16 protein-coding genes are annotated in these 15,728 nt (G+C 70.0%); 8 read left to right on the top strand and 8 right to left on the bottom strand.

The genetic code is table 11. The annotated features are described in order from the left end of the window. The first annotated feature begins 43 nt into the window (after positions 1-43). The 6 genes from DCE93_RS02595 to DCE93_RS02620 all read left to right on the top strand — a co-directional run bounded on the left by DCE93_RS02595 (position 44) and on the right by DCE93_RS02620 (position 7,868). Positions 44-1,582: an ABC transporter substrate-binding protein gene (locus tag DCE93_RS02595; protein WP_108594503.1), complete on the top strand. Its 1,539-nt coding sequence runs from the start codon at positions 44-46 to the stop codon at positions 1,580-1,582. A 2-nt stretch (positions 1,583-1,584) separates the two neighbouring features. Continuing rightward, positions 1,585-2,634 (top strand): ABC transporter permease, encoded by a 1,050-nt coding sequence (locus DCE93_RS02600; protein ID WP_108594504.1) that lies wholly within the window; start codon positions 1,585-1,587, stop codon positions 2,632-2,634. Between the two features lie 2 nt (positions 2,635-2,636). Then, a complete protein-coding gene (locus tag DCE93_RS02605; RefSeq protein WP_108594505.1) occupies positions 2,637-3,491 on the top strand; it encodes an ABC transporter permease in 855 nt (284 codons plus the stop codon). Continuing rightward, on the top strand, positions 3,488-5,113 hold the full coding sequence (locus tag DCE93_RS02610) for an ATP-binding cassette domain-containing protein (RefSeq protein WP_108594506.1): 1,626 nt from the start codon (positions 3,488-3,490) through the stop codon (positions 5,111-5,113). The genes DCE93_RS02605 and DCE93_RS02610 overlap by 4 nt, the downstream gene beginning before the upstream one ends. Positions 5,114-5,199: 86 nt before the next feature. Further along, positions 5,200-6,552 (top strand): O-acetylhomoserine aminocarboxypropyltransferase/cysteine synthase family protein, encoded by a 1,353-nt coding sequence (locus DCE93_RS02615; RefSeq protein ID WP_108594507.1) that lies wholly within the window; start codon positions 5,200-5,202, stop codon positions 6,550-6,552. Beyond that, positions 6,549-7,868, top strand: a complete 1,320-nt coding sequence (locus tag DCE93_RS02620; protein WP_108594508.1) for an LLM class flavin-dependent oxidoreductase — start codon at positions 6,549-6,551, stop codon at positions 7,866-7,868. The genes DCE93_RS02615 and DCE93_RS02620 overlap by 4 nt, the downstream gene beginning before the upstream one ends. A 145-nt stretch (positions 7,869-8,013) precedes the next feature. Here the strand turns inward: DCE93_RS02620 and msuE are convergent, their stop codons facing one another. From msuE to DCE93_RS02645, 5 genes are all read right to left on the bottom strand, one after another. Then, positions 8,014-8,601 carry an FMN reductase gene (gene msuE, locus DCE93_RS02625; RefSeq protein WP_108594509.1) on the bottom strand — a complete coding sequence of 196 codons (588 nt, stop codon included), beginning with the start codon at positions 8,599-8,601 and terminating at the stop codon, positions 8,014-8,016. Positions 8,602-8,819: 218 nt separating this feature from the next. Next, positions 8,820-10,181 (bottom strand): FAD-binding oxidoreductase, encoded by a 1,362-nt coding sequence (locus DCE93_RS02630; RefSeq protein ID WP_108594510.1) that lies wholly within the window; start codon positions 10,179-10,181, stop codon positions 8,820-8,822. 74 nt (positions 10,182-10,255) lie between these two features. Further along, positions 10,256-10,831 (bottom strand): GNAT family N-acetyltransferase, encoded by a 576-nt coding sequence (locus tag DCE93_RS02635; RefSeq protein WP_108594511.1) that lies wholly within the window; start codon positions 10,829-10,831, stop codon positions 10,256-10,258. Positions 10,832-10,897: 66 nt separating this feature from the next. After that, positions 10,898-11,269, bottom strand: coding sequence for a hypothetical protein (locus DCE93_RS02640; protein WP_108594512.1), 372 nt, complete (start codon positions 11,267-11,269; stop codon positions 10,898-10,900). A 51-nt stretch (positions 11,270-11,320) separates the two neighbouring features. Next, complete coding sequence (locus DCE93_RS02645) at positions 11,321-12,199, bottom strand: aldo/keto reductase (RefSeq protein WP_108594513.1); 879 nt, start codon at positions 12,197-12,199, stop codon at positions 11,321-11,323. 147 nt (positions 12,200-12,346) lie between these two features. On the opposite strand from DCE93_RS02645, the gene DCE93_RS02650 reads away from it, so the two are divergent. Then, positions 12,347-12,844 (top strand): DUF2975 domain-containing protein, encoded by a 498-nt coding sequence (locus DCE93_RS02650; protein WP_108594514.1) that lies wholly within the window; start codon positions 12,347-12,349, stop codon positions 12,842-12,844. Beyond that, a complete protein-coding gene (locus DCE93_RS02655) occupies positions 12,844-13,125 on the top strand; it encodes a helix-turn-helix domain-containing protein (protein WP_108594515.1) in 282 nt (93 codons plus the stop codon). The genes DCE93_RS02650 and DCE93_RS02655 overlap by 1 nt, the downstream gene beginning before the upstream one ends. Positions 13,126-13,179: 54 nt before the next feature. Here DCE93_RS02655 and ectB read toward each other — a convergent pair whose 3' ends face one another. The 3 genes from ectB to DCE93_RS02670 form a co-directional block, all read right to left on the bottom strand. Next, positions 13,180-14,454: a diaminobutyrate--2-oxoglutarate transaminase gene (gene ectB / locus DCE93_RS02660; protein ID WP_108594516.1), complete on the bottom strand. Its 1,275-nt coding sequence runs from the start codon at positions 14,452-14,454 to the stop codon at positions 13,180-13,182. 70 nt (positions 14,455-14,524) lie between these two features. After that, positions 14,525-15,199 carry a VOC family protein gene (locus tag DCE93_RS02665; protein ID WP_244284226.1) on the bottom strand — a complete coding sequence of 225 codons (675 nt, stop codon included), beginning with the start codon at positions 15,197-15,199 and terminating at the stop codon, positions 14,525-14,527. 57 nt (positions 15,200-15,256) lie between these two features. Beyond that, positions 15,257-15,724: a VOC family protein gene (locus DCE93_RS02670; RefSeq protein WP_108594517.1), complete on the bottom strand. Its 468-nt coding sequence runs from the start codon at positions 15,722-15,724 to the stop codon at positions 15,257-15,259. Positions 15,725-15,728: the final 4 nt, after the last annotated feature.

The following is a 15,728-nucleotide window of genomic DNA, read 5'->3' on the forward strand; positions in this document are numbered from 1 at the left end:
ACCCATCCCGTCGGCAACACCCACCACCAAGAGGAGAACCCCCGTGAACCACCGCCAGACCCGATTGCGACGCATCCTGCTCGCCGTCACCACCGCAGCCCTCGTCGCGCCGCTCGCGGCGTGCGCCACCACCGCCACCACCGCCGGCGACGCCGGGGGCGACGAAGCGATCTACCGGATCCCGATCAGCGACCCCGGTGCCGAGATCGATCCGCTCACCGTGGCCGACTACAACGGCATGCTCATCGCCGGACTCGCGTCCGAGGGGCTCATCAGCCTCGACGCCGGGGGCGAGCTGATCCCGCGGCTCGCCACCGAGTGGCACGCCTCGGAGGACGGGCTCACCTGGACCATCGAGCTGCGCGAGGGAGCCGTCTTCAACGACGGCGAGCCGGTCACCGCCGATGACGTGGTCTCGACCTTCGAGACCATCACCGCCGACGACAGCGTCTCGCCGGGCAAGAGCAGCTTCGACGGCATCCTCGACACCATCACCACGGTCGACGAGGGCACCGTGGAGTTCGGCCTCGCCCGCCCATTCTCCGACTTCCCGCGTCTCCTGACGGGTGCGAACACGAGCATCCTGCCCGCCGGATACGTGGCGGGCGACTGGCTCGAGAACCCGATCGGCGCCGGGCAGTTCCTGCTCGAGGACTACACCGTCGGCGAGGCCGCCACTTTCGTGAAGAACCCCGACTACTGGAACGCCGACGAAATTCTCGTCGACGGGGTCGAGCTGAAGGTCTACGCCGACGAACAGGCGAAGGTGCTCGCCTTCCAGGCGGGCGAACTCGACCGCATCGCCGTCACGAGCGACGTGATCGCCTCGCTCGACGCCTCGAAGTACGACACGATCAGCTCGGGGTACAACAAGTTCGACGGCATCTTCCTGAACCACGAGGCGGCCCCGTTCGACGATCCGACCGTGCGTGAAGCGCTCGCGTGGGCCATCGACCGTGCGGCCCTCGTCGACGACGTCTACAGCGGCAACGCGGATGTCGCGAACGACGTGCTGTACTTCCCCGACTACCCGATCCAGCCCGAGGGCATCGAGCAGCGCGAACAGGACCTCGACCGGGTGGCCGAGCTGCTCGACGGCCGCACCGTGCAGTTCGCCATCACGACCGACAACCAGCTCTTCGGTGAGGTGCTGCAGCAGCAGCTCAACGCCGTCGAGGGCTTCGAGGTCGAACTCGATCTGCTCACGTCGGAGCAGTACTACGCCGACGGCGACGAGACGCCGTGGCTGAACGCGCCGCTCACCGTGACGAACTGGGCGCCCCGCACCCCCTCGCAGTACATCGGGCTGATCTTCGCCGACGGCGCCGCGTGGAACGCCTCGCACTACGCGAACCCCGCCATCGAAGCGGCATCCGAGGCCTTCGATGCGAGCACCGACGAGGCCGAGCGCCAGGCCCGGGTCGACGAGATCGCGGGCATCCAGTGGAGCGACCTCGCGGTGATCGTGCCGACCTTCACGAAGGCCGAGGTGCTGCAGAACCCGCGCGTGCACGGCGAGTTCGCCGGTGCGCTCGACTTCTACACCGGCGTCTCCTTCGCCGGCGTCTCCATCGGCGACTGATCATGACCACGACCTCCGGCCCCCGCCTCGACACCGAACCCGCTCGCGCTCGGTCGCCCTGGCGAGGGCCGGGGTCCGTGGCGGAGCGCCGCAGCGGCATCCCCGCCCTCATCGGGCAGCGCCTCATCCAGATTCCCGCAGTGCTCCTCGTCGTCTCGGTGCTCGTGTTCTGGCTCGTGCAAGTGGTGCCGGGCGACCCGGGGCGCAACGCCCTCGGGCCGCACGCCACCGCCGCGCAGGTGCAGCTCTGGAACGCGCAGCACGGCGTCGACGGATCGCTGCCCGAGCGCTACCTGGGCTGGCTCGCCGGCTTCGCGACCGGGCAGTGGGGCGAGAGTCTCGTCTACTCGCAGCCGGTCGCCGAGCTTGTTCTGCCGAGGCTCGCCAACTCGATGCTGCTCGGCGGGCTCGCCTTCGCGCTGCTCGTGCCCGCCGCGCTCGCCGTCGGCGGCCTGCAGGCCTATCGCGAGGGCACCCGCACCGACCGTGCGCTCACGACGGCGCTCATGTCGCTCGCCGCATTGCCCGAGTTCGTCATCGGCGTGCTGCTGCTCATCGTCTTCGCGGTCGTGCTCGCGTGGGTCCCGGTGCAGTCCGCCACCGACGCGACGGCCGATCCGCTGCTTCGCCTCCGGGCGATGATCCTCCCGGCGGTGACCCTCGCCGTCGGCTACTTCGCCGTCATCGCCAGGATGGTGCGCACCGGGGTCATCGACACCCTCGGCGCCCAGTACCACCGCACGGCCGTGCTCAAGGGCCTCCGTCGCGGGCAGGTGCTTCGCAGGCATGTCGCCCGCAACGCCCTGATCCCCACGATCTCGCTGCTCGGCATCTACCTCGGCACGCTGCTCGGCGGGAGCGCGATCGTTGAGACGCTCTTCGGCTACCCGGGGCTCGGCGCGCTGCTCGTCACCGCGACCGAGAAGAAGGACATCCTCCTGCTCGAGGCGGGGGTCATGGTCACCGGCGCGGTCTCGCTCATCGCGCTGCTCCTCACCGACCTCGCGTTCGTCATCGTCGATCCCCGCATCCGCTTCGAGAAGGCCGAGTGACCATGGCGACCGCACTCTTCAGCGCGCCCACCGCCGACCGCGCTCGCAACGGCACGGCGGCAGCACTGCTGCGTCGCCCGACGTTCGTCGTGAGCGTCGCGGTCGTGCTCTTCTGGGTGGTCGCGGCCGTCGGCTGGCAGTACTTCGATCTCGACCCGTTCGCCGACACCGGCGAACGGCTCGCGGCACCGAGCGCGGGGCATCCGTTCGGCACCGACCGCATCGGGCGCGACGTGTTCGCGCGGGTCATGGCCGGCGCGGAACCGGCGCTGCAGGTCGGCCCCGCCGGCACCCTGCTCGCGACGGTGCTCGGCAGCGTGCTCGGCCTCGTCGCCGGGTATTTCCGCGGCTGGACCGACACGGTGCTCATGCGCGTGTTCGACGTGTTCCTCGCCCTGCCGACGCTCATCCTGCTGCTCGTCATCGTCGGCGCGTTCGGCAGCAGCCCCGCCGTGCTCGCGTTCGCCGTCGGGCTGCTGTTCGCCCCGGGAATCGCCCGCATCGTGCGGGCGGGCACCCTCGCCGAGATGGGCAAGCAGTACGTGGTGAGCGCGCGGCTTCAGCGCGAGTCGCACGCCAGGATCATCTTCGCCGAGCTCGTGCCCAACCTCCTCCCGCTCATCGTCATCCAGGCGACGCTGAGCCTCGGGTCGGCGATCTTCATCTCCTCGTCGCTCTCGTTCCTCGGGCTCGCGGCTGCGCCTCCTTCGCCCGACTGGGGGCTCGCGATCAACGAGAACCGCAGCTACCTGCAGGGCGCCTGGTGGACCATCGTCTTCCCGGCATTCGCGATCGCGAGCCTCGTGATCGCCGTCAACCTCATCGCCGACAACCTGAAGGAGGTGTTCCGCCGATGACCAGCGCACTCGTGCACGTCGACGGACTCGAGGTGCGCTTCGGCGGGCCGCGACACGGGGGGCGTGTCGTCGACGACGTGAGCTTCGAGATCGCCCCGCACGAGTCGTTCGGGCTCGTGGGGGAGTCGGGCTCCGGCAAGAGCACGATCGCCCTCGCGCTCACCGGTCACCTCCCGGCCTCCGCGGCCATCGCCGCCCGGACGCTCCGCGTCGCGGGCGACGACGTGCTCGACCTCGACCCGACGGCACTGCGCCGGTACCGCGCCTCGCGGGTGAGCGTCGTCTACCAGGAGCCGGGGCTCGCCCTGAACCCGACCACCCCGGTCGGCGAGCAGGTCGCCGAAGTCTTCCGCATCGGGGGCGAACGGCGCGGCGAGGCGCGACGATCGGCCGTCGACGCGCTCGCCGCGGTGAGCCTGCCCGACCCGGCCCGGATCGCGCGCAGCTATCCGCACGAGCTCTCGGGCGGCCAGCAGCAGCGCGTCGTCATCGCGATGGCGCTCGCCGGGCGGCCGGAGCTGCTCATCCTCGACGAGCCCACGACCGGTCTCGACAGCAACGTCGAGGCCGAGATCCTCGAACTCGTCGACCGTCTCCAGCGCGAGCTCGGCTTCGCGACCCTGCTGATCAGCCACAACCTCCCGCTCGTGGCCGCGCACTGCGACCGCGTCGGCGTGCTGCGCGAGGGGCGGCTCGTCGAGACCACGACGGCCGATGCCCTCCTGACCGCGCCGCGCCACTCGTACTCGAAGGTGCTCATCGCCGCGGTGCCCGATTTCGACCACCCGGCACGTCAGGTGACGGATGCCGCGTCGCCCCGCACCCCGCTCGTCACGCTCGAGAACGTCGGCAAACGCTACGGCACACGCGTCGCGCTCGACGGCATCGACCTGACGATTGGCCGCGGCGAGGTGCTCGGCGTCGTGGGGGAGTCGGGCAGCGGCAAGAGCACCCTCGGCCGCGCGATCGCCGGCCTCACCCCGTTCCACGGGCGCATCGAGCTGCACGCCGAACGCACGGAGCAGCCGGTGCAGATGGTGTTCCAGCACCCCGACGGCTCGCTCAACCCCCGACGCTCCGTGCGGCAGACGCTGAGCCGCTCGATCCGGCTGCTCGCCGGCGACACCGATGCCGCGACCCTCGCCGAAACCGTCGGCCTGCCGCGCGACGCGCTCGAAAAGCTCCCGCACGAGCTCTCGGGCGGGCAGAAGCAGCGCGTGGCGATCGCGCGGGCGTTCGCCGGGCCGGTGCCGCTCGTCGTGTGCGACGAACCCACCTCCGCGCTCGACGTCTCGGTGCAGGCGCGCATCCTCGACCTGCTCGTCGAGCTGCAGGAGCGCACTGGCGTCTCGTACCTGTTCATCTCGCACGACCTCGCCGTCGTGCGGCAGCTCGCCGACCACGTCGCGGTGCTCCGGCAGGGTCGTCTCGTCGACCACGGCTCCGCCGAGCACATCTTCGGCGGTGGCGGCCACGAGTACACGGCGTCGCTCGTCGACGCCGCGCAGCGCATGCGCCGCCGGCGTCGCGGAGTGGAGCCCGCCGTCGAACCGCGCGCCGACTCGCCCCTCGGCATGCCCGTCATCGCCGATTCCATGCCCGCCGGGGCATCCGTCGCCTGACGGCACATGACCCATCGTGACGGCCGGTGACGGCAAGCGTCGCACGCCCCTTTCCGAATTCACACGAGCCGATCGAGGATGAACACATGCCACACGCAGCAGTGCCCTACCAGACGGGTTTCGCCACCCAGCAGGTCCATGCCGGCGAGCACGCCGACACCACCTACGGTGCGCGCATCACGCCCATCTACTTGAGCGCCGGGTTCCGTTTCGACGATTTCGCCCAGGCCCGCGACCGCTTCAGCGGCGACGACCAGGGCTTCGTGTACACCCGGGCGGGCAACCCCACGAACGCCGCCCTCGAACGCAAGCTCGCCGAGCTCGAACGCGGCCGCGACGCCGTGGTGGTCGCGAGCGGCCAGGCGGCGCTCGCGGTCGCCGTGCTCGCCGTCGCGAAAGCGGGCGACCACGTGCTGTCGGCGCAGAGCATCTACTCGGGCACCCGCAGCCTGTTCACGCAGGGCTTCGGCCGATTCGGCATCGAGGTCGAGTTCGTCGACGATGCGCGTGACCTCGACGAGTGGCGTCGGCGGATCAGGCCGAACACCCGTGCCGTCTACGCGGAGACGATCGCGAACCCGACGAACGAGGTCGTCGACCTCGCCGGCCTCGCGGGCGTCGCCCAAGCGGCGGGCGTGCCATTCATCGTCGACAACACGCTCGCGACGCCCTACCTGGTGCGGCCCATCGAACATGGCGCCGACATCGTGGTGCACTCGGCGAGCAAGTTCCTCTCGGGTCACGGTGCCGCGCTCGGCGGGGTGGTCATCGACGCCGGCACGTTCAACTGGTCGTCGCAGCCGTCGGCGTTCCCGCACCTCAACGAGCCCGACGAGGGCCTGCAGGGCCTCAGCTACCTCGAGGCCTACGGCGACGGCGCCTACACCGCGTACATCCGCGGGGTCACGGCGGCCCTGTTCGGCCCGGTGCTCTCGCCGTTCAACGCCTTCCTCATCCAGCAGGGCATCGAGACGCTGTCGCTGCGGGTGCAGCGCCAGGCATCCAGCGCCGCTGTGATCGCCGCCTGGCTCGAGGCGCAGCCCGAGGTGCTGACGGTGAACTACGCCGGCCTCGCCTCGAACGCCTCGCACGACCTCGCGCAGCGGTATCTCCCGCGTGGGCAGGGCGCGGTGCTCTCGTTCGTGCTCGGCGGCGGCGAGGCATCCGCTCAGCGCTTCTTCGACTCGGTCGAACTGTTCAGCCGCATGAGCCACATCGGCGACACCCGCTCGCTCATCCTGCATCCGGCGACGACGACGCACGCGCACCTCGATGCCCAGACGCGGGCGAAGGGGCGCATCTCCGCGGGCCTGCTGCGCCTCTCGATCGGTCTCGAAGAGCCCGACGACCTCATTCGCGACCTCGAACGCGGCTTCGCGGCCATTCGGGCGGCCGCCGCCGCCGCGCCCGTCATCGCGCACGAAAGGATCACCCCATGACGCGTCCTCAGCACTTCGGCTGGTTCTTCTCCCGCGGCTTCGGGCCGCAGGGATGGGGCCACCCGTACTACCAGTGGAACTACAAGTGGACGGAGCCGCACCTCTACCAGCAGTCGGTGCGCGAGCTCGAGCAGGCGGGTCTCGACCTCGTCATCATCGAGGATGCGCTCTCGATCGGCACCCCCGAGACGATCGACCTGCGGGTACGGCAGGCCTACGGCGGCCCGAAGCACGACCCGCTCGCGCTCACGCCGTTCCTGCTCGCCGCGACGTCGAACATCGGCATCGCGCCGACCGTGAACGCGGGCGGCCACCCGCCCTACCTCGCGGCGCGCCACTTCGCATCGCTGCATCACCTGAGCGGCCACCGGGTCGGCATCAACGTGGTCACCGATGTCGGCAGCACCCGGCACTTCCAGGTGCCCCGGGTCACCCACGACCAGGCCTACGACCGCGCGAGCGAGTGGCTGACGGCCGTGCGCGGGCTCTGGCAAAGCTGGGAGGACGGCGCGCTCATCGAGGATGCCGCGTCCGCCCACTTCGCCGACGGCTCGAAGATCCCGCCGTGGCGGTTCGAGGGCGAGTACTTCGACGTGACCGGGCCGCTCAACGCGCTGCCGTTCACCGATGGCGACCCGGCGATCGTCTCGCCCGGCGGCTCGCCCAAGGGCCTCGCCTTCGCGGGCACCCACTCGGATGTGCAGCTCGCCTACGCGCCGCTCGACCTCGACATCGTGCGGGCCTACCGCCAGAAGATCATCGACGCCGCGCTCGCACACGGTCGCGCCGCGAACGCCGTGAAGACGCTCTTCGTGTTCAAGCCCGAGATCGTCTCGAGCGAGGAGGAGGTCGACCGGGTCGTGCGCGCCTCGCTCGACCCCAGCGACGAGGTGATCGCCGCGGTGCTCGAGGGGCAGTCGAGCGACCTCGAGACCGACCTGTCGACCCAGCCGCTCGACCGGCCGCTCGACACCTCGATCTTCGGCGACCACGTGTCGCAGGGCACCATCAAGGGCCTGCTCGGCAAGTTCGACAGCTTCGAGTCGGTGACCCTGCGCGATCTGCTCGTGGCGAAGGGCCGCAAGGGGCGCATCAGCGACCACGAGGGATTCGTGGGCACGGCCGATCAGGTTGCCGACTTCATCGAGGAGTTCGGCGAGGAGGCCGACAACGACGGCTTCATCTTCTCGGGCGACCTGCACCCGGTCACGGTGCACCGCTACCTCGACGAGCTCGTGCCGATCCTGCGCCGCCGCGGCGTCCTGCGCAACGAGTACGGCGGCGGGGGCATCCAGGGCAATCTGCACGACTTCTGAGACGGATGCCGCTGCATCGGTGTGCGCCGCCGCGTGTGCGTGCGCCGGTGCGCGCCCCTGCGCCTGCGTGCGCCGCTGCGTGTGCGCCACGGATGCCGCTGCGCCGGTGCCCGCCCGATTCGTCGGGCGGGCACCGGCGTTGGCGTCACCAGGTGGCGACGTAGTCCGAGACCGAGTCGGGCAGGGCGCTGCGCACGATGGGCACGCCCCGCTGCACGGCCTGGTCGATTCGCGCCCGAAGCGAATCGGAATCGACGCGGTAGTCGACGAAGTCGGCGTCGCTCGCGTACACGCCGATCGGCAGGGTGAGCGCCTGGAAGAAGGAGAACAGCGGCCGGAACTGATGCTCGATGATGAGGGCGTGACGGTCGCTGCCGCCGGTCGCCGCGAGCTGCACGGGCTTGTCGATGAGCGCGTACTGGCCGACGAAGTCGAAGACGTGCTTGAACAACCCGGTGAAGCTCGCTCGGTACACCGGGCTCGCCACGATCAGCAGCGTCGCCGATTCGATGCGGCGGATCGCCTCCTGGGCGATCGGGCTGAGTTCGTCGCGGGTGAGCGCACCCGAGAACTCCCGGCCGATCTCGCTGAGCTCGATGAGGTGCGTCTCGACCGGCACGTGGCCGTCGAGTGCCGCCGAGAAGGCGTCGAGGATCTCTTTGGTCAGCACCGTGGTCTTCGACGGCGCATGCAGGCTGCCTGAGACGGCGACGATCGAAACTGGAACGGTCATGATTCGACCGTAGGCAGGCGTGCAGAATCCCACGACCCCTGCCGACGCGCGGGGTAAGACGGCGCAACGCGGCGCCACATCGGGTTCGATCGGGCGCACGGGCGCGATCGGACGGGCGCCGAGAGCGAATTCCGGCGGAGTGGTGACGGAAGAGATGGCCCTATCTGCGCTTGTCGGCGGGCTTGCATGCGGTCACGGTAACCGGCGGCCGCGACGGCTCAGACGAGCGGCCGATTGCTCCGGATGATCCCGCGCGGGTCGACGCGGCGCTTCACCGCCGCGAGCCGGTCGAGCACCGTGCGGTCGTAGGCGTCGGCGAGGGTCGCCCCCGAGCCGAGGAAGGTGGGCAGTGTGCCGCCGCCGGGATGGGCCGCCGCGAGCTCGCGGAGCGGTTCGAACGCGGCATGGGTGTCGATCGTCGGGTCGAAGAGCAGCACGCTCGAGCTCAACAGCCCCTCGGCGTGCACCGCGCCGACCGCGGCGAACTCCGCCCCGAGCTCGTCGGCGATCGCACCGCCAAGTGCACGGATGCTGGCGCGCATGAGGCCGTGGTCGGCGCCGCGCAGGAACGCGTCGACGAAGGAGGCGGCGAATGCCGCGTCGAACCCGACGAGCGCGGCACCGAAGTCGGCGGAGGGCATCGGATCGACCGGTTCGGCGGCGACGGCGGCGAGCGAACCGATCGTGAAGGGCACGAGCGTGTCGACGATCGGCTCGGCGACGGCGAGGAGCCGGGCGGCATGCGCGCGACCGGTCTCTTCGTCGCCGACGTGCACCAGACCGACCGTCGCGACCGTGCGACCGCGCAAGTGGGGCGGCAACTCCGGCGCGTCGGGGAAGCGCATCATGCCGATGTCGAGACCGAGTTCGGGCTCGTCACGGGCCAGGGCGAAGGCCGCGGCGATGACCGCTTCGGCGGACTCGGCCGCAAACGTGAGACTGCCGCCGTAGATGGCGTCGCCGGGGTAGAGGGCGAGTTCGATCTCGGTGACGACGCCGAACAGACCGCCGCCGCCGCGCAGCGCCCAGAGCAGTTCGGCGTCGTCGGCATCGGTCACCCGGCGCAGTTCGCCCGCCGCGTCGACGAGCTCGACCGAGATGATCGAACGGGCCGTGAGACCGAATCGTCGGCTGAACATCGACTGGCCCCCGGCGATGGCGAGCGCGACGACGTTGACCTCGGGATTCGACCCGGCAAGCGCCACGAGGCCGGTGCCGTCGAGTCGCTCGAGTGCTCGGCCCCAGTTGACGCCGGCGCCGACGCGCAGCACGTGGGCCTCGCTGTCGACCACGATCTCGTCGAACCGCGTCGGACGGATGAGGATGACCCCGGCCAGGTCGCCGGCGGCGCCGTGCCCGTTGGGCTGAACGGTGACGCCGAGTCCGGCATCGGCGGCGGTGCGGAGGATCGCCTGGATGTCGGCCACATCGGCCGGCTCGGCGATGGCCGCGGGGCGCTGGTCGACGCTGAGGTTCCACGGCGTGCGGGCCGTGTCGTAGTCGGCGTCGCCTGGCACGACGAGCCGGCCGGTGAGTTCGGAGCGGAGCTCGAGCAGAGCAGAGCCGGATGAGGAGGTCATCGTGTTCCTTTCGTCGGGGTCAACCTATCGCCGCCGACCGACGTCGTCACTCGCGTGCCGTCGCGCGCCAGAGGTCAATCGAGGTCGAGCCGCATGAGCACGCGCGGGAATCCGCTCACCACCGAGTCGGTGTCGGCCGCCTTCGTGAAGCCGGCCCGCTCGAAGAGCGCGCGGGTGCCGACGTAGGCCATGGTCAGGTCGACCTTCTCGCCCGCGTTGTCGACGGGGTAGCCCTCGATCGCGGGCGCGCCGTGCTCACGGGCGAAGTCGACCGCGCCGGCGAGCAGGTAGTGCGAGATGCCGGTCTTGCGATGCCCGGGCCGCACGCGGAAGCACCACACCGACCACACGTCGAGGTCATCGACGTGCGGGATCCTGCGGTTCGTCGCGAAGCTCGTATCGGCGCGCGGGTGCACCGCCGCCCAGCCGACCACCTCGTCGCCCTCGTAGGCGAGCACGCCGGGCGCCGGGTCGAGTGCGCAGAGCGCTCGCACGCGCTCGGCCCGCTCGGGCCCGCGCAACGCCAGATTCTCCTTCGATGAGAGCAGCCGGTAGCTGAGGCAGAAGCACACGTTCGACGTGGGCCGCTTCGGCCCGATGACCGCCGCCACGTCGTCGAAGGTCGTCGCGGGCCGCACCTCGATCGCCATGCCGCCACCCTGCCATGACCATGCGACACCGGCAATGCACGAAGAACCGCGCGGCGGTCGTGCCGCCTACCCGAGCGCGATCAGCAGGCTCAGCAGGGCGAGCACGATGACGACGGGCGTCATCGTGAACCGCTCGGCCCTGCTGCGCGAGATGGCGTTCATCGGGATGCCGAGCACGAAGTAGCCGAAGACGATCCACATGCCGACCGTCGAGACGGTGTCGGAGACGACATCGATGATGCCGACGCGATCGAGCGCGAGCGCGGCGATGATCGCGTAGATGACGATCGAGACGGCGCTGCCGATGCGCAGTCTCGGCGGGAGCACGCGGTGCTGCCCGCCCCACGCGAAGTGCCCGATCGGCGCGCCGAGCGCGAGGGCCAGTTGGAAGACCGCGAGCGCGGCGAGGATCACGCAGAGGGCGATGGCAGCGGGCACTCGCGAAGCATACCGAGTCGATGTGTCGCAGCGGGGGCGGCGACGCGGCGCCTACTCCTCGGGGATCGCGAGCTTGAACACGTCGGTCGTGATGTCGGCGGGGTCGGGGCCGCCGCGCACGCCGGTGTCGAGTCGGTCGATCGCCTCGAGCTCAGCGCCCGCGAGTTCGAAGTCGAACACGTCGAAGTTCTCGGCGATGCGGTGTTCGTGCACCGACTTCGGGATTGCTGAGCGGCCCCGCTGCAGGTGCCAGCGCAGCATCACCTGGGCGGGCGTCTTGCCGTGGTTGACCGCGATGCCGCCGATCACGTCGTCGTCGAGCGTGCTGTGGCCGGTGCCGCGGTAGAACGTGATGCCGCCGATCGGCGACCATGCCTGCGTGAGCACGCCGTGAGACGCGTTCGCGGCCTGCACCTCGGGTTGCGAGAAGTACGGATGCACCTCCACCTGGTTCACCGCCGGCACCACCGTGGTCTGCTCGAGCAGCGCTGCGAGGTGGTCGGGCATGAAGTTGCTGACGCCGATCGCGCGCACCCGGCCCTCGGCGAGCAGGGTCTCGAGCGCTCGGTACGCCTGCACGGTGGCATCGAATCGCTTCGGCATGGGCTGGTGCAGGATGAGCAGGTCGAGCTGGTCGATGCCGAGCTTGCGCGTGCTCTTCTCGAAGGCGTGCAGGGTCTCGTCGTAGCCGTAGTCGCTGATCCACACCTTGGTCTCGATGAAGAGCTCCGAACGGTCGAGTCCCGAGCTGCGGATGGCTTCGCCGACGCCGCGCTCGTTGAGGTACGCGCCGGCCGTGTCGATGAGGCGGTAGCCGATGCGAAGCGCGGATGCCACGGCCGCCGCGGTCTCGTCGGGAGGCGTCTGGTACACGCCGTAGCCGAGCGCCGGCATGGTGATTCCGTTGTTCAGGGTGAGCGTCTCCGTCATGCTTCGACGCTAGGTGCAGCCGCTCGCATTCGACCGGCACCGCCGGGGCCAGTCGCATCCGTATGCATCGAGTCGAGCCCGAGGCATCCGTCGCCCCATCGGTTAGTACCTATTGACAAACGATAGGTAATTCACGAGAGTCGATGCATGCAGAAGATCGATCGGGTCGTGGTGCCCCTCAGAGTCTTGCTCGTGCTCGTCTTCGCGGGCCTGCTCCTGGCGCAGCTCCTGAGCCTGCCCGGGCAGTTCTCGCACATGGCCGCCGAGAACCCCGAACTCGGGTTCATCCCGTGGCTGCTGCTGATCCTCGCGCTCCTCGAGGCGGTGTGCTTCCAGGTCGTGATCGTCTGCACGTGGCGGCTGCTCACGCTGGTCGGCTCGGATCGCATCTTCAGCGAGGAGGCCTTCGTGTGGGTCGACGCGATCGTGTGGGCGATGGTCGTCGCGTGGCTGCTGCTCGCGGGCGTGGCCGCCTACCTCGTCTCGGTCATCTACTTCACCCCCGAACTCCGAGACCCGGGCGTGCCGATCGCCTTGACCGGCATGGTGCTGATCGGCGGGGTCATGGTGCTGACGATGGTCGTGATGCGAGCGCTGCTGCGGCAGGCGACCGTCTTGCGCAGCGACCTGGAAGAAGTGATCTGATGCCGATCGTGGTGCGCATCGACCTCGAGCTCGCCAGGCGCAAGATGAGCGTCGGCGAGTTCGCCGAGCGCGTGGGGCTGACGCCCGCGAACGTGGCCGTGCTGAAGAACGGCCGCGCCAAGGCGGTGCGCTTCACGACCCTCGACGCGATGTGCCGCGTGCTCGAATGCCAGCCCGGCGACCTGCTCGAGTGGGTCGACGAAGAGGGCGAGGCGGGCGCGCTCGACGATGCGGCCGAGCGCGGGGGAGGCGGGCCCGGCGAGGCCGAGCACACCCCCTGAGCCGAGCTGCGGATGCCGCGGCGCCCGAGCTGTTCGAACGCCGCGAGCGCGGCGTCAGCCGGCGAGCACCGCGTCGAGGCTCTCGCGCACGATCGCGAGGCCGCGACGCAGCTCGTCGTCGGTGATCGTGAGCGCCGGGAGGAACTTCAGCACCTCGTCGAAGGCGCCCGAGGTCTCGATGATGAGTCCGCGCGTGAACGCCTCGGCCGAGATGCGGGCCGCGAGGGTGCGGTCGCCGTCGCAGGCGAGGCCGTACATCAGGCCGCGGCCGCGCGGGGCGAGGCCGAGCTCGGGGTGTTCGGCGGCGATGCGGTCGAGCTCGGCGCGCAGCAGCGCCGACTTCGCGGCCACGCCGTCGGTGAGCGCCGAGTCGGCCCAGTAGGTCTCGAGCGCGACGCGCGCCGACACGAACGCGAGGTTGTTGCCTCGGAACGTGCCGGTGTGAGCGCCGGGCTTCCACACGTCGACCTCGGGGCGCAGCAGCACGAGCGACATCGGCAGGCCCGAGCCCGAGATCGACTTCGAGACGGTGACGATGTCGGGCACGATGCCCGCTGCCTCGAAGGCGAAGAAGGCGCCGGTGCGGCCGACGCCCGCCTGGATCTCGTCGAGGATCAGCAGGATGCCTCGCGACTCGGTCAACGACCGAAGGCGCTGCAGCCACGGCACGCTCGCGACGTTGATGCCGCCCTCGCCCTGCACGGCTTCGACGATGACGGCGGCGGGCAGGTCGAGGCCCGATCCGGGGTCGTCGAGCATCTTCTCGAGCAGGTCGAGGGTGTCGACGTCGATGCCGAGGTAGCCGTCGAAGGGCAGGCGGGTGATGCCGTCGAGGGTGATGCCCGCAGCCTCGCGATACGTGCTGTTGCCCGTCGCGGCGAGCGCGCCGAGGCTCAGCCCGTGGAACCCGTTCGTGAACGCGACGACGTTGGAACGGCCCGTCGCCTGGCGGGCGACCTTCAGCGCCGCCTCGACCGCGTTCGCACCGGTCGGGCCGGTGAACTGCAGCTTGTGGTCGAGGCCTCGCGGCTCGAGCACGTACCGCTCGAACGCCTCGATGAAGGAGCGCTTGGCCGACGTCGCCATGTCGAGGCCGTGGATGATGCCGTCGCGCTCGAGGTACTCGATGAGCGCGCGCGTGAAGACGGGATTGTTGTGCCCGTAGTTCAGCACCCCCGCGCCGGCGAAGAAGTCGAGGTACTCGCGCCCGTCGGCATCGATGAGGGTCGAGCCGCTCGCGCGGTCGAAGACCGTGGGGAACGCGCGGATGTACCCGCGCACCTCGGACTCTCGGCGGTCGAAGACGTCCAGGGTCGCAGCGTCGCTCATGGCGTGCAGGCTCCTTCTCGGGTCAGGGGGTTCTTTCGAGCCTAGATCGTCAGTCTGTGTGCTTCGTGCGTCAGCCGTCGTCACGAGTGGATGCCTCGCCCGAGTCGTTCTGCGCCCGGATGATGGCGTAGCCGGCGTCGGCCAGGGCCCGCGTCATGTGCGCCGCGTACCAGGCGGGCCATTCCTCGTCGTAGACGCCGCCGAGATCGTCGGCCTCGTGCCGGCCGTGCGCGGCGGCGGCCTGCTCGAGCAGCTCGAGCACCACGGCGCCGGTGTCGACCTGCTCGGTGCTCCAGGTGCGCCCGGGGAGCCGTTCGGTGATCTCCTGCACGAGCCAGGAGTTGCCATCGGGATCGGCGAACGAGAGGAACGAACCGTACGACGCGCGGTCGGGGTCGGGGCCCGGCGCACGACCGGCGCCACCGGCGAGCGGGAAGCCCACCTCCGCGCCGTGGAACACGCCCGAGACGTCGGCGCCACCGGTCAGCAGCCCGGTGCGAGCGGCCTCGATGTCGGAGGTGACCAGCATGAGACTGTCGATCGACCCGGGAGCGGCCGCCGAGATGCCGGTGCCGAAGATGATCGAGGTGCCGGAACCGGGCGGCGTGACCTGGACGACGCGAACGGCGGGGCTGAGCTGGAAGTCGGCATCGAGCCGGAACCCGAGCTTCTCGTAGAAGCCCTTCGCCCGGTCGACGTCGCCCACCGGAATGATGACGACTTCGAGGTTGAGGGTGATGTCCATGATCGTTCTCCTTCGACGACGAGGGAGAACCCTGATCGCTGCTGTGCTATTCCGCCGTCACGCGTTCTCGAGCTCGGCGATCACGATCTTCTTCTGGCGCATCATCACCTGGATCTGCTCGGGGCGACGCGTCAGCTCGCCCATGTTGGAGGGGATGATCTGCCAGCTGACCCCGAACCGGTCTCTGCACCAGCCGCACTGCTCCGACTCGGGCACAGACGACAGCTTCGACCAGTAGTGGTCGATCTCGGCCTGGTCTGCGCACGACACGACGAACGAGATCGACTCGTTGAAGGTGAAGAGGGGCCCGCCGTCGAGGCACACGAAGGCGACCCCGTTCAGGGTGAACTGCCCGTTCAGCACTTTGCCCGACATGCCGGCGAAGTGCTCGTCGAGCGATTCGTCGGGATACTCGTCGATCCTCGTGATGCCGGAGTTCGGAAAGACGTCGACGTAGAACGCCATCGCTGCGCGTGCCTGGTCGTCGAACCACAGGCACGGCTGGATCGCTGAGAGCTCGGCCATCGTG

The sequence above is a fragment of the Agromyces badenianii genome (genome assembly GCF_003070885.1).
Classification (GTDB): domain Bacteria; phylum Actinomycetota; class Actinomycetes; order Actinomycetales; family Microbacteriaceae; genus Agromyces; species Agromyces badenianii.

Excerpts from the sequence above, each read along its gene's own strand:
- DCE93_RS02600 (WP_108594504.1), top strand. The coding sequence starts at position 1,585 with ATGACCACGACCTCCGGCCCCCGCCTCGACACCGAACCCGCTCGCGCT.
- DCE93_RS02605 (WP_108594505.1), top strand. The coding sequence starts at position 2,637 with ATGGCGACCGCACTCTTCAGCGCGCCCACCGCCGACCGCGCTCGCAAC.
- DCE93_RS02610 (WP_108594506.1), top strand. The coding sequence starts at position 3,488 with ATGACCAGCGCACTCGTGCACGTCGACGGACTCGAGGTGCGCTTCGGC.
- DCE93_RS02615 (WP_108594507.1), top strand. The coding sequence starts at position 5,200 with ATGCCACACGCAGCAGTGCCCTACCAGACGGGTTTCGCCACCCAGCAG.
- DCE93_RS02620 (WP_108594508.1), top strand. The coding sequence starts at position 6,549 with ATGACGCGTCCTCAGCACTTCGGCTGGTTCTTCTCCCGCGGCTTCGGG.
- msuE (WP_108594509.1), bottom strand. The coding sequence starts at position 8,601 with ATGACCGTTCCAGTTTCGATCGTCGCCGTCTCAGGCAGCCTGCATGCG.
- DCE93_RS02630 (WP_108594510.1), bottom strand. The coding sequence starts at position 10,181 with ATGACCTCCTCATCCGGCTCTGCTCTGCTCGAGCTCCGCTCCGAACTC.
- DCE93_RS02635 (WP_108594511.1), bottom strand. The coding sequence starts at position 10,831 with ATGGCGATCGAGGTGCGGCCCGCGACGACCTTCGACGACGTGGCGGCG.
- DCE93_RS02645 (WP_108594513.1), bottom strand. The coding sequence starts at position 12,199 with ATGACGGAGACGCTCACCCTGAACAACGGAATCACCATGCCGGCGCTC.
- DCE93_RS02650 (WP_108594514.1), top strand. The coding sequence starts at position 12,347 with ATGCAGAAGATCGATCGGGTCGTGGTGCCCCTCAGAGTCTTGCTCGTG.
- DCE93_RS02655 (WP_108594515.1), top strand. The coding sequence starts at position 12,844 with ATGCCGATCGTGGTGCGCATCGACCTCGAGCTCGCCAGGCGCAAGATG.
- ectB (WP_108594516.1), bottom strand. The coding sequence starts at position 14,454 with ATGAGCGACGCTGCGACCCTGGACGTCTTCGACCGCCGAGAGTCCGAG.
- DCE93_RS02665 (WP_244284226.1), bottom strand. The coding sequence starts at position 15,199 with ATGGACATCACCCTCAACCTCGAAGTCGTCATCATTCCGGTGGGCGAC.
- DCE93_RS02670 (WP_108594517.1), bottom strand. The coding sequence starts at position 15,724 with ATGGCCGAGCTCTCAGCGATCCAGCCGTGCCTGTGGTTCGACGACCAG.